Annotated in this window: 13 protein-coding genes; 5 read left to right on the forward strand and 8 right to left on the reverse strand. The window is 45.9% G+C overall.

The genetic code is table 11. The features are described 5' to 3' along the window. On the reverse strand, window positions 1–744 hold a 744-nt coding region (locus QUA88_RS10085; protein WP_333271510.1), incomplete at its 3' end, for a tetratricopeptide repeat protein. Between the two features lie 150 nt (window positions 745–894). On the opposite strand from QUA88_RS10085, the gene QUA88_RS10090 reads away from it, so the two are divergent. Continuing rightward, window positions 895–1158, forward strand: a complete 264-nt coding sequence (locus QUA88_RS10090) for a hypothetical protein (protein ID WP_172185550.1) — start codon at window positions 895–897, stop codon at window positions 1156–1158. Between the two features lie 29 nt (window positions 1159–1187). Here QUA88_RS10090 and tsaB read toward each other — a convergent pair whose 3' ends face one another. The 3 genes from tsaB to QUA88_RS10105 form a co-directional block, all read right to left on the reverse strand. Next, window positions 1188–1847 carry a tRNA (adenosine(37)-N6)-threonylcarbamoyltransferase complex dimerization subunit type 1 TsaB gene (gene tsaB, locus QUA88_RS10095; RefSeq protein ID WP_333055537.1) on the reverse strand — a complete coding sequence of 220 codons (660 nt, stop codon included), beginning with the start codon at window positions 1845–1847 and terminating at the stop codon, window positions 1188–1190. Window positions 1848–1849: 2 nt separating this feature from the next. Beyond that, on the reverse strand, window positions 1850–3562 hold the full coding sequence (locus QUA88_RS10100; RefSeq protein ID WP_333271514.1) for a serine/threonine-protein kinase: 1713 nt from the start codon (window positions 3560–3562) through the stop codon (window positions 1850–1852). A gap of 225 nt (window positions 3563–3787) precedes the next feature. Beyond that, entirely contained in the window at window positions 3788–4036 is a 249-nt protein-coding gene (locus tag QUA88_RS10105) for a Ycf34 family protein (RefSeq protein WP_333055539.1), read from the reverse strand. Window positions 4037–4144: 108 nt separating this feature from the next. On the opposite strand from QUA88_RS10105, the gene QUA88_RS10110 reads away from it, so the two are divergent. Next, entirely contained in the window at window positions 4145–5395 is a 1251-nt protein-coding gene (locus tag QUA88_RS10110) for a CCA tRNA nucleotidyltransferase (RefSeq protein ID WP_333271518.1), read from the forward strand. A gap of 127 nt (window positions 5396–5522) precedes the next feature. Here QUA88_RS10110 and QUA88_RS10115 read toward each other — a convergent pair whose 3' ends face one another. The 4 genes from QUA88_RS10115 to QUA88_RS10130 form a co-directional block, all read right to left on the reverse strand. After that, window positions 5523–5870: a DUF952 domain-containing protein gene (locus tag QUA88_RS10115; protein ID WP_333055541.1), complete on the reverse strand. Its 348-nt coding sequence runs from the start codon at window positions 5868–5870 to the stop codon at window positions 5523–5525. Between the two features lie 19 nt (window positions 5871–5889). After that, a complete protein-coding gene (locus tag QUA88_RS10120) occupies window positions 5890–7482 on the reverse strand; it encodes a CocE/NonD family hydrolase (protein ID WP_333271521.1) in 1593 nt (530 codons plus the stop codon). A gap of 393 nt (window positions 7483–7875) precedes the next feature. Further along, on the reverse strand, window positions 7876–8328 hold the full coding sequence (locus QUA88_RS10125; RefSeq protein WP_333055543.1) for a cupin domain-containing protein: 453 nt from the start codon (window positions 8326–8328) through the stop codon (window positions 7876–7878). Between the two features lie 161 nt (window positions 8329–8489). Continuing rightward, entirely contained in the window at window positions 8490–9260 is a 771-nt protein-coding gene (locus QUA88_RS10130; protein ID WP_333055544.1) for a cysteine hydrolase family protein, read from the reverse strand. A 212-nt stretch (window positions 9261–9472) separates the two neighbouring features. On the opposite strand from QUA88_RS10130, the gene QUA88_RS10135 reads away from it, so the two are divergent. From QUA88_RS10135 to QUA88_RS10145, 3 genes are all read left to right on the forward strand, one after another. Beyond that, window positions 9473–10918, forward strand: a complete 1446-nt coding sequence (locus QUA88_RS10135) for an amidohydrolase (protein ID WP_333055545.1) — start codon at window positions 9473–9475, stop codon at window positions 10916–10918. Window positions 10919–11228: 310 nt separating this feature from the next. After that, window positions 11229–12431 (forward strand): glycoside hydrolase family 10 protein, encoded by a 1203-nt coding sequence (locus QUA88_RS10140; protein WP_333055546.1) that lies wholly within the window; start codon window positions 11229–11231, stop codon window positions 12429–12431. A 14-nt stretch (window positions 12432–12445) separates the two neighbouring features. Then, entirely contained in the window at window positions 12446–13123 is a 678-nt protein-coding gene (locus QUA88_RS10145; RefSeq protein ID WP_333055547.1) for a TIGR02117 family protein, read from the forward strand. Window positions 13124–13189 lie beyond the last annotated feature (66 nt).

Raw genomic sequence — 13189 nt, forward strand, 5'->3', positions numbered from 1 at the left:
AGCTTCCCCACGGCGATCGCCTGTTGCCCGTCTCAGGGGAAGCGACTGGCTGTAATACTCTAGCGCTTTCTGTTTTTCTCCCAATGCTGAGTAGACACTGCCGATGTTGTTGAGGGTGGTAGCTTCTCCGCCGCGATCGCCGGTTGCCTGAAATAAGGGAAGCGACTGGCTGTAATACTCTAGCGCTTTTTGTTTTTCTCCCAAACCTGAGTAGACAGTGGCGATATTGGTGAGGGTAACAGCTTCCCCACGGCGATCGCCTACTGCCCGTCTCAGGGGAAGCGACTGGCTGAAATACTCTAGCGCTTTCTGTTTTTCTCCCAATTCTGAGTAGACACTGCCGATGTTGTTGAGGGTGATAGCTTCCCCACCACGATCGCCTGTTGCCCGACTCAGGGGAAGCGACTGGCTGTAATACTCTAGCGCTTTTTGTTTTTCTCCCAAACCTGAGTAGACTAAGCCGATGTTGCTGAAGGTGACAGCTTCCCGGCGGCGATCGCCCGCTTCTCTATACAGCTTTAAGGCTTCTTCCAACTTGACGATCGTACCTCTTTTTGCTTCCGCTGTTCCTTGATTGTAGAGTTGTGCTGCTTCTTTTAAAGCTTTTTCAGCCGCCTCGCTACTGTTAGTTTGTGCTGTTTGTACGACTTTACCAACGGGCACGGCTGCTGCCACTGGCTGACTTAGCTGAAGCGAAAGCGCGATCGACATACCAGCCAAAAACCATTGAGTGCGATCGAACATAGCCACCCCTTTTGTATTTTTGTCAATTTTAGTCGCTAGGCTGCTTAGTGTTAAGGCAGGAAGAAGTCAGGGCGATCGGCATTTTTGCTAGAGTTAACGAGTAGTGCGATTCCCTGCGGGATCGCTACGCGGCGCGTACTTTTTCCCAGCATGAACAACATCCTAACTACCCCCGATCCCGTAACAACCCACTGGGATTGCCCCGAATGCGGCGGCACCGGTACCCTTAGCCCAGAAATTTGCCCTGTTTGTCTCGGAGCAAAATACATCGATCTCGCCACAATAACGAACTGGATGCTCGATTTTATGGAATCTCGCGGCTGCGATCGAGCTGAGATCGATCGATTGCGAACCGAAAACCCAGACCCGCTAACATTAACTTTTTGCCTCGAAGTTTGTATCGCCCTTAAATAAACAATTTACCAATTACCAATTACCAATATTCAGTGTCCCTTAACCGGATGTTGACCGTAAAAAGGCAAAGCATCCGACCAATCAGGACGACTTCCCATTTGCCACTCCAAATAAGCCAATTCCAACACGCTAGAAACCGACCAACCCAACTCGCTACCAACTTCAATCAACTGATAAGATTTTTCCCAACTTTCCAACTTTTCCTGCCAGGATTCCGCCGTCATCACAGTATCAGGAAACAACTCAGTTAAACCTGAATCTTTGTTAATTGAATAAACAGCGCCAAACAATTGTCCCCGCTGTGCAGGCATTTGCACCGCCATATCCTGATTTGAGATAGATTTTTTACTGCTGCTGCAAGCCATAGCCGCCAAAGTTGAAATCGCAAAAACCGGAATATCCAACTGTTGAGCCAAAGTCCGCGCCGTCACCATACCCATCCGAGTCCCCGTGAAACCTCCGGGCCCCTTCGCCACTGCAATAAAAGCCAAATCCGCCCAAGTTTGCGGCCCAATAAACTCGACTAAATACTGATGCAAATGAGTCGCTAAATCCCGATCCAAATTCCAAGTTTTGCAGCGAGAATCCCCGGCAAAATTGCTGATGGCTAAACCGAGTTCCCGACTAGCTGTGTGCAGGGCTAAGCCGTATTTTTTAACTGATGTTCCGTCTTGGGGATTGCTATTCACGATTACTGATAATTTTCCTTAACAAAAAACAGAGGCAGAGCCACAACTAAGCAACCCAAAAGAATGCCAAATATTCCCGTATTTAAAATCCTAGAATTACCCATTCCTCCAGTCATCAAAAACAGCACTACTAAACTTGCAAATAAATTTTTATTGGCAAATTCTTTGTTTTGGGAAACTTGATGTTTCACCGTCATAAAACCCGACGTAACTATTAGCGCAAACCACGAATTAAAAATGACTATTTGAGAGCCAAAGATAAACCAAACTAACGCAAACATTAGCGCATCTATCCAAAAATCCTGAGTTTTCAACTTCGGCAGCCAAAATTCTTGGGTAGTAACAGAGGCGATTTTCTTGAGTAATTGATTGTGTTGCAGCCGCAACAGTTTGTTTCTCAATTTAATCTTGGGATCGATTTGCAATATTTGCTTCCACTCCGGGCGGCGAGAATTGTTGACTCTTCCCAACAGCTTCACGGCTGCGACTTTATTTAACTGCAAATCGGTGAGTCTGGTGGCAATTATTTGAGATAAGTGCGGATAGTAAACGGGGTTGTCTTCGGTTCTGTTGATGACGATAGTGAGCTGTTGCTTGGCTTGACTGACTTGGATTGTAACATTGTAGGGGGCGAGATCCTCTTGTAAAGCTTGCTGAATTTCGGCTTTCTGTTGGCGAGTGAAAAGCGACACACCGGGCGCAGGTGTAAGCACCCGTTCTGCAGGCGTTTCCGGCGCGTCTAGCACCGGCGGTGCGTCTAAATACACCGGTTTGGGGTTCAAGTGCCGGATGACTGCTGATGCTGAACTGTAGCGCCGATTGGTGGCACTTTGAAGCATTGTGTCGAGGATGCGGCCGAAATCATCGCTAACAGCAGTCTTCAAATAATTTCGCCAAGCCCAAGAATCCTCTGTGCTGTCGAACAAGTCGAAGGGAGGAATTTCAGTCAGCAAGTGAATGCAGGTAACGCCCAAACTGTAGATATCGCTGGCAAAAACTGCTTTCCCCATCAATTGTTCTGGGGCTGTATAAGCGGCACTGCCGATGATTGTACCTGTTTGCGGCAACCCGGTTGCTGTTACTTTCTTAGCTGCACCAAAGTCTACTAAAACAATATCTTTTTGGAAAGGAGAGGGCTGATAGGAATTTTCTAAGGCGGGTAAAGGAGTTGGAGTTAGTCGGCGGCGAATGATATTTTCGGGTTTGATATCGCGGTGAATAACTTTGGATTTGTGGACGAAGTGGAGCACTGGCAATAAATCGTTGAGGATTTGCCGAATTTGAGTTTCGGTGAATGCTCCTTTTTGTTCTAATTCTCTGGCTAGGTTTTTGCCGTCTATAAATTCTTGTACTAAATACTGTCTCCCGTCTTGTTCAAAATGCGCGATTAATTCGGGAATCTGGGGATGTTTTCCCAAGGTTTGTAGCTGGGCTGCTTCTTGGTGAAATAGTTGAGCGGCTTTTTCGGCTGCGGTATTTTGCTGCAAAAATTGCTTGATTACGCACTGCGAAAAAATCAGGGGTTTGGTTTCATCAACTGCTAGAAAGGTTCGGCCAAAGCCTCCTTGCCCGATCGGCTTTATGGTTCGGTAGCGAGATGCGGAGGGTGTTTCTGCGTCAATAGTCAACAACAATTTTGATCCACAACTTTTGCACAATTCTGCATCCCCTGGGTTTTGCGGATTCTGACAAGTTGGGTTTAAGCAATAGCACATTGGATTTTAGATTTTAGATTTTAGATTTTAGATTGGTAATTGAAAATGGGGAATTGGGCATCGGGCATTGCGAATTGGGAATTGGTTATTGGTTGTTATCGCCAACCACTCACAAAAAACCTATAAAAAACAACAAATAGCAACCAACAACCAACAAATAACTAATGACTACTGACTACTGACTAATGACTACTGACTAATGACTACTGACTAATGACTTCTTCCTTAAGTTGGTACGAGTTCGCCTGGCCGCAATGAGGCCCATTTGCCGGTCTCTTGCTTGAAACTCTGACACCCAACTACATCCCATTCCATTTCAATTTCGTCTTGGCGGGGGCGGATGTTGACGTTGATGGTGGGTTCTACGGGGTCGAAATCGGGTGTTTCGGTAAGGTGAAGCTGTTCGTGCTGTTCTTCTACGGCGTGGTAGGTGAAGCAGCGGTCTACATAGTGGCAGTTAATACAAATACACATTCTTGATATCCTCTGTGCATTTCAAAAAGATTGGTGAAATTTGAGCTTTCTGTTAATCTAGCGTAGCAAGAGTTTAATTGTTTGTAAGGAAAGTAGATTTTTGTTGCGATGCCGATTAATTTGCCCTCTTCATTATCTCCTGATTCTTGGCCGTTTGATTTGGAACTGCTGACACCGCCTGCTTATTTGGTGGGCGGTGCGGTGCGGGATGCGCTGCTGGGGAGGCGATCGCACTATTTTGATTTGGATTTCGTTATGCTAACACGGGCCGTGAAGACTGCTCAAAAAATTGCCGATCGCACGAAAGGTGGATTTGTCTTGTTGGATGCGGAACGGCAAATTGCGCGGGTTGTATTTGCGGGCGGTACGGTGGATTTGGCGCAGGCGGAAGGGGGGAGTCTGGAGGGGGATTTGCTGCGCCGGGATTTTCGGATAAATGCGATCGCCTGCAATCCTTTTACAGGAGAAATCATCGATCCTTTGGACGGTCAAACTGATTTGCGGTTGGGTGTGCTGCGGATGATTTCGCGGTCAAATTTGGAGGACGATCCGCTAAGGTTATTAAGAGCTTACCGCCAAGCGGCGCAGTTGGGTTTTGCGATCGAAGCTGAAACTCAATCGGCGATTCGGGAATTGGCGCCGCTGTTGAGTCGGGTAGCCGTGGAACGGGTGCGGACGGAATTAGGTTATTTGTTGAGCAATCCTGACGGTGTTCCTTGGATTTGTCGCGGTTGCGAAGATGGTTTGTTTTCGATTTGGTTTGAAAGTGCGATCGACCGTTTTGATATTTTGACAAAAATTGATGCGTCTGCTGACCAATTAGCGGCAATTTACCCGGAATTAGGGAAGGAATTCGGGCGTCAGATTCGAGATACGATTAAAACGCCGTTGTTGGCGGTTGCGAAGTTGGCTATTTTGGCAGATTCTGACCCGACAATTGCTGAAAGGCAGTTGCTGCGGTTGAAGTACAGCAATGCGGAGATTAAAAGTGCGATCGGGCTTTTGAAATACTTACCACAATTGCCAGCAAAACCTATCGCGGAAATGTCTTTGAGAGAACAGTATTTTTTGTTTCGGGATGTGGGAATAGTATTTCCAGTTTTAGCAGTTTTGGCGGTGGCGACGGGAGTTGCTGTTGAGGAGATTTCACTGTTAATTAATCGCTATCTGGATGCTGATGATATTATTGCTCATGCCACACAATTAGTTAGCGGCAATGATTTAATGGAATATTTGAAATTGCCCAGAAGTCCGCGCATCGGTCAATTGTTGATGGACATTCAATTAGCGCGAGTGGAGGGGAGAATTGCGACTCGCGAAGATGCACTGAAATTGGCGGCAGAGTTGGTGAATCAGTAAGTTTAAATTGATATATTTCATAAATTAGAACGGGCAAGATGCCCGTTCCACAAAATTCAACTTTCCCGTGGGGTGGGCTTCTAGCCCGCCCTAAAAAGTTAGTTTACAATGCTAAAAAATCAGAATCTTAAACAACATCCCTTAATTCTTCCGGCAATTCAAACTTGCCATCTGCACCCGGTTCAAACTCAACAACTTTCAACACAGCATCAACATTCAGCGGCCCGTAAATGTGCGGGTAATTCTCACCCGCCGCCAATTCATACTTAAGTTCAGCTTGCACTTTGTCCGAGTCAATCCAAAGCAGCAGCAATCCTGTTTGTCCCACAAAAAATTTATTAGCAGATTTAAGAACTTGTGGCAGAGTCGAACAGTGGATAAATCCTTCAGTATCTAGCGTATCGCCGCGATAGGATTGAACTTGTTTTGCTTCTTCCCACTGTTGGCTGCGGGTGATGTGAAAAATAACGCTCATAGTTAGATAGGTTTTAGGTTTAATTGACAATTGGCAGCAAAATTTGAGAGGGACAATTCCCGCCACAACTTACTGTCAGCGTGATAATTTTAGCATCGATCGCCCGCGCTTCACCGTCCGGCGCGCCCGTTCCCGGATTCACGTCGTAAGCGGGAAAGCAAGCCGCACTCAAACTCAGACGCAACGCATTACCTTTGGCAATTTGCATACAAGTTGCTTGCAGTACAATTCTTACAGGTGTTTCACCTGAATTTACCCGGACGTAACCTTGAGTAAAATTGTAGACGTTGCCGCTATCTTTGACCTCAGAAAGTATCGCACACAAATCAAAACTCGGCGCATCTGCGGTACAAAATACTTCGACAATTATATCTCCAGATAAGTGCAAATCTGCTGTTAGCGGTGCCGAAGTGTATGTTAACACATCGGTGCGGCAGTCAATAGTCGATCGCTCGATCGCACCGGCAGGAAATGCAGCGTGACCTCCCAAGGATGGCACCGGTCGCCAAGGGTCATGTACGAATATATCATCAGTGCAAACATCCGCGCAACTATCTGTTAAAATACCAGCATCTTCTCTCATCGCGGCAAGTCCGGTACTTGCTAAAAAATAAGATTTATGATTATTATTAGGCCATTTATCAAATTTCCGCCAATCATTCCTCCCCATCTCAAATAGTGAAATTTGCCACTCGTCTAATATTCCTGTATCAACTCCTTTGAGGAATTGATCGAACCAGCGAATTTGCAACTCATCCACAGGATTTGAAGCTGCCAAACCATAATCCAACTCTCCCACTTTTCGCCCCCAAGGTAAATGCGCCCAAGGGCCAATTATCAAATGCTGCGGACAGGAACTCCGGCTCGCCATTTCCTTGTAAATATGGATTGTTCCTCGCAAATAATTATCAAACCAACCGCCAACGTGCAGCATTGGCAAGTCTAAATCTTTGATGTTTGGCGATAACTTTTCCCAATACTCGCTCGGTCGATAATTATCCAACCAATCATGATAATATGAGTCGGGTGCGAGATTTTTAATAATGTCAGGACGCGCGGGCACGGTATCGTATAGCGGGAGATTTCTCGAAGCTGCATAAAAGGCTTGATAGGCAGAAATATCGGCTTTTAAGCGAGCGGTTTCTGCCGCTAGCTGAATTGCCCAGCCGAGATTTGATTGCAGGCAAAATGCGCCGCCTTCATAGGCCCAATCTGCGTATAAATTGCCGCCTACCATTGCCGGACAAATTGTGATTAATGCGCTTGGTTTAGCAGCCGCCGCGTAGAGTTGAGTCATGCCTTGGTAGGAAAAACCGTACATTCCGACTTTGCCGTTACTTCCCGGCAAATTAGCTGCCCAATTGACGCTATCAAAACCGTCTTGTGTTTCGCTAACAAAGGGGTTAAATTTGCCTTCGGAAGTGCCGCGTCCCCGCACGTCTTGGATGACAACGATGTAGCCGTGTTTGGCGTACCATGCGGGATGGGAATATACTACTGTAGAGGCGATCGCCCTTCCGTAAGGTTGCCGCATTAATAATACTGGAAATTCGCCCTCCGCATCGGGGCGGTAGATGTCAGCATCTAAACGAACCCCATCTTTAGTTAGCATTGACGCTGTTTCTTTCGGACGAAGTTTCAGCATAAATCCTACAAAACATCAAATAAAAAAGTTCTGATAAAGGACTGAGATCCTTACTACAAACCTGATAATTGTTCGTAGGGACACGGCACTGCCCATTGGTGTCCAATTAACGTACAACCCATATTCCGGCAGGGGTTGAAACCCCTGCCTCAAAGCTAAAGTCCTCTAAAGAGGACTAAGAAAAACACTTTTCAACTCATTAGTCCTCTTTAGAGGACTTTAGCTATTAGACAGGGACTTCAGTCCCTGGCGGAATGGCGGGTGCGCGGGAGGACTGGCGGACTGATAGCTTAAGTTGACACGCTTTGGGCAATGCCGTGTCCTGTATTTCATCCAATTAAAAACTGCTATACTACAAACCTAGCAGGATACGAGTACATCCGATCGCCCAAGAACTCTCATATCTTCCTCATCGAGTTCGACTGGTGTACCGCTGCGAATTAGTTCCACAAAATCTTCATTCGGCACCATAATGCACAAAGTGTACAAACGTTCACTCCCCGTATTCTCAATTACGTGAGTCCCCGTTGGAGGCACTAACAAACTATCTCCCGGTTGAATACTAACTGTTTTGCCGTCGCAGGTTGCTTGCCCGGTTCCTTTGAGTACAAAAAACATTTCTACTGCGAATTGATGGCGGTTGGGAGGAGTTTTGCCGCCCGCATCGAAAATCTCCACGCAAACTGTTAATGAAACATTAGCTATTACCGGATCGAAGACGATCGCTAATCTATTAGTATCGCCCGGACTGATGCGAAATGCTTGGTAGTCTTTCGGAGACTTTATAACAGGAATCACGCACTGGTTTGTCATTTTTTTGTGCTTAATTGTTAATTATCGTAGGGGCGGTGCCCCCGTGCCCGCCCAGCCCCGTGCCCCCCCCAGCCCCGTACCCGCCTACTCAGTTTCTTAATCAAGAGGGGCAACCACGGGGGGATTGCCCCTACACTCATTCTAGGAATCATTGCTGACTACTATTTAATTGCTTCTAACATAGCCTGAGAATCCGACAAAAAACCAAAACATTGCTTAACGTTATACAGAGTAGCTTGCCAGCAATACTCTGGAGATGTCGTAGCTGTACAATCTTTGACTAAAATACAGTCGTAACCGAGGAAATTAGCATCTTGCAGGGTAGCCATGACGCACTGATCGGCGTTTACTCCTCCAAAGAAAAGTGTAGTTCTGCCGAGGTTCCGCAAGATACTATCTAAAGGAGTATCCCAAAAGCCACTCATCCGATATTTATCAACACAAATATCCTCCGGTTTGGGTTTTAATTCATCGACAACCTGCGCCGCCCAACTCCCTGCCATCAGTACAGGTGCGTTGTTTTTTGGCAGCGGATCTCCCAAACCTACGCCGGATCCTGTGGGATTGTAAACGTGACGGGAAGCTGCACTAATATTGAGCAAATCGGGGCGGTTTCCCCAGTTTATCCAAATAATTGGTACTGCGTGCGATCGCAATTTTGGCAGCAAATTTTTTAAAGGATTAATTGGAGTTCGGGCGGGCGTTACATCTACGCCAATATGTGCTAGCCAACCGTCGGGATGACAGAAATCGTTTTGCATATCTATCACCAACATCGCTGCTTTTGCTAAGTCTAAACGCAGGGTTTTAGTTTCTGTTTCCAGGGTAACAGGTGCAGGCGCGATCGGCGATCGAGTGATATCGGCAATTTTGGCATCAACTTTCCAAGCATTCGGCGGTACGCCCAAGGTGCGAAGAGAATCAGGATTCATATGATTGTGACTCAAAAACAATTTCAATCTTATAACTATTTGATTGTTACTAACTTGTCATATCTTAAATCTTTGTTATAATTAAGTATCCGGGGTAACTTTTTGAGAAAGTTTAGGATTTATTAACTTTATTCTCGTTGGGCGATCGCCAATGTTAGCGCCAGGGAATCATACAATAAAAATCAATGTAAATTTACAAAAAGGGTAAATCTATGAGCTTGACAATTCAAAATACTTTAATTCCGGTTGATAGCGGTTATGAAACCGCAGATGTGCAAGTGGTGGATAATTGCATAAGTGCGATCGCGCCCAATAACTCCACCTCTAATTCCCCCCCTTACCAAGGGGGGGATAGGGGGGGTCAAACAGTTATTAACGGCAAAAATAAGCTGCTGCTGCCCGGTTTTGTCAACGCGCACACTCACTCTTCAGAAATGTGGCAACGAGGCATCATTCCGCCTTTGCCCCTAGAGTTGTGGATTGCCGAATTATACGATTTTACACCTCTCGATCCCGAACAAGTTTATTTGAGCGCCTTGGGAACTGCGGTAGAAACTTTGCTGTCGGGCGGTACAAGCGTAGTCGATCATTTAGTTTTGATTCCGGGGCAAGAATTAGAGACGATCGCCGCCGCAGTTCGCGCTTATCAAGAAATCGGTATCCGCGCTTTTATCGGGCCGTTAATTCAAGATGAATCCCTGACGGCGGGAATGCCTGCGGGCGATAGCGGTATCGAACACGCGGCTTACATTCGATCGACTAAGGCCACTTTGGAATTAATGGAAACAGCCATAAAACAGTTTCACAATCCCGAAAAAGGTGTTAATATATTATTGGCGCCGACGGGAATTCAACTGTGTTCCGATGCTTTGTTTGAAGGCTGCATCGATTTGAGCGATCGCTACAATCTTTGTCGGCACGCCCACCTCTTGGAAACCCCCGCTCAAAAACAGTTAGCTTACGAAAAATACGGCTGTAGCGCTGTCGAACACCTGCAAAGAATTGGTTATTTGAGTCCCCGAACTTCTTTAGCGCACTGCGTTTGGCTGGACGATTCCGACATTGCAATTATGGCAGAAACGGGAGCGACTGTTGTACACAATCCCCTCAGTAACTTGCGGCTAGGAAGCGGGATTGCACCGATTTTGAAATACCGTCAAGCGGGAGTCAACGTATCTTTTGGCTGCGACGGCGCTGCTAGCAATGACTCTCAAGATTTGCTGGAAGCGATTAAAATTGGTTCAATTTTGCACAATATCACGGATTTGGATTACCGCCAATGGATTACACCGCGCCAGTCTGTAGAAATGGCATCCCTGGGAGGAGCAAAAGGCTTGAATCTCGCCGATGAAATGGGTTCGCTGACAGTGGGTAAAAAAGCAGATTTTGTGCTGTATGATTTAACCAGTTTATCATTGCTGCCGCGCACCGACCCGATTGGCTTGCTAATTTTGGGGCGCCCGACTAATGCGGTAGACAGCGTTTGGGTAAACGGCAAGCAAATTGTCGCCGAAGGTAAGGTGAAAACGATCGATGTTGATGCTTTGAGGCGGGAATTATTCGATCGCAGCGAGTGGACGAGCAAGCGTCAATCGCAAACGGTGAGCGAGATTGAAGCGCACTATCGGCAAGTGATGAAACTGCAAGGTTATTCTTAGTAGGGTAAAACTGAGATGTTGCACCATTGTCAGCAACAGGCTTTCCGGCCTGTTCCACAAAAGATAAATTTTCTTGTGGAACAGGCATCTTACCTGTTCATAAAAGGATTATTGAGAATGGTGCAAGATGTGAGGTAAAACTGAGATATTGCATCATTTTGAATAAGCTTTTTAAGGGCCGGCGAGGAGCAACGGCCCACAAGAAAAAAATTCACTCTTGTGGAACAGGCCGGAAAGCCTGTTGCTGAGAATGGTGCTCTTGAGTGAGGTAAAATAGAACTCTCACAATAATCATATTTGCGACAAATTGATGATTAAACTGCACAAATGGCAGCGGATACTGGCTTTAATAGTTGTTTTTACGATCGCCCTTACCTCCTCCGCGATTTTATCTCCGCGTCTTTTGGCTCAAACCCCGCCCAAAGCCCCAACAACCGAATTGCGCGGCGTCTGGCTGACGAACATTGACAGCGACGTTATTTTCTCCCGCAACAACATCATTGACGCTGTAAATCGACTGGATCAACTCAATTTTAATACCATCTATCCCACGGTGTGGCAAGGAGGCTATACGCTTTATCCCAGCGATGCAGCCCAACGAGTATTCGGACAGTCGATCGACCCCTCGCCCGGATTGAAAGACCGAGACATCCTCAAAGAAATTATAGCACAATCCCGCCAAAAAGGTATAGCAGTAATCCCCTGGTTTGAGTTTGGTTTCATGGCTCCCGCCGAATCGGAATTAGCCACACTTCACCCCGACTGGCTGGCGCAGCGGCGCGACGGTTCAACTATTTGGAAAGAAGGCAAACACGATCGAGTTTGGCTGAATCCCTTTCATCCCGAAGTCCAGCAATTCATCTCAGATTTAATTCTAGAAATTGTCGATAATTATGATATAGATGGCATTCAATTTGACGACCATTTCGGCTTGCCCGTAGAATTTGGCTACGAGCCGTTAACCGTGTCAATGTATCAGCAACAAATCAAAAGTCCTCCCTCCAACGACCCCCGCGAAACCTTCTGGGTGCGCTGGCGCGCTGACAAAATCAACGACTTCGTGGGACGAGTTTCCCGCGACATCAAATCCCGCAAAGAAAAATGTATTGTCAGCTTATCTCCCAACCCTTTTCACTTTTCTTTACCCGCCCACTTGCAGGACTGGTTTACCTGGGAAAGACGCGGCTACATCGACGAAATTGTGTTGCAGGTTTATCGCAGCGATATCAAGCGTTTTAGTGCCGAACTGGAACGGGAAGAAGTTAAACTGGCTAAACTTAATATTCCAACTGCGATCGGCATTTTAACAGGTCTTAAAAATAATTCTGTTCCCCTCAAACAAATTCAAGAACAAGTGCAAGAAGTGCGAAAAAGAGATTTCGCTGGCGTGTCGTTCTTTTTCTACGAAAGTTTGTCGAATTGGGCGAAGGAAACCCCGGAACAGCGCAATTCTGCCTTGCAAGAATTCTTTCCCACAAAGATGCAGCGCCCGCCCTCAGAAGCCAGAATTTGAAACCCACGGTTAAAATGAGAAAAAGCATACAGCGCTTAGGAATTGTCATCTTATCTTTAAGCGCTTTCCTAACAATTGGCTATCTCACTCCCACAAAGTGGGGAAATTACTCGCAAGCAGATTGCACCATGTCTCTATACGTTTCCAGCCAAGGCATTCACACCGAAATCATTGTTCCAGTTAAAAATAAATATTTTGACTGGAATCAATTTTTACCGCTAATAGAAATAGGGCGGGAGGCGAATTCTGATTATAAATATTTGTCTTTTGGCTGGGGAGATCGAGCTTTTATGTTGGAAACTCCCACATCAGCAAGTATCAACCCAGTTACAGCTTTCAAAGCTCTATTTCTCCCTACTCCGTCTACCCTACACGTTCAAACTTATCGGGTTTTCCCCCAAAGTATAGAAACCAAATGTGTGAAAATTAGCGGCAAAAGTTATCTTAAACTGGTAAAAGTTATTAAAAATTCATTCCAATTAGACGCAGCCGGTAATAAAATTAAAATTAGCTACGGCTACGACAACAGCGATAGTTTTTATGAAGCAAAAGGCAGTTACTCTATTTGTAAAACTTGCAATGACTGGACGGCAGAAGCTTTGGAAAAAGCCGATGTCAATACTCCTTTATGGTCAACGCTTTCTTCGGCGATTATGTTTCATTTAAATAGCGGCTGCGAATGTCAAAGATAAATGGTATTAACGAATGGTAATAATGTTTTACTTTAGCTTATAAAGTTTATAATGAATGATTATGTA

Origin of the sequence: Microcoleus sp. D3_18_C2, from assembly GCF_036702395.1 — a bacterium.
Classification (GTDB): Bacteria; Cyanobacteriota; Cyanobacteriia; order Cyanobacteriales; family Microcoleaceae; genus Microcoleus.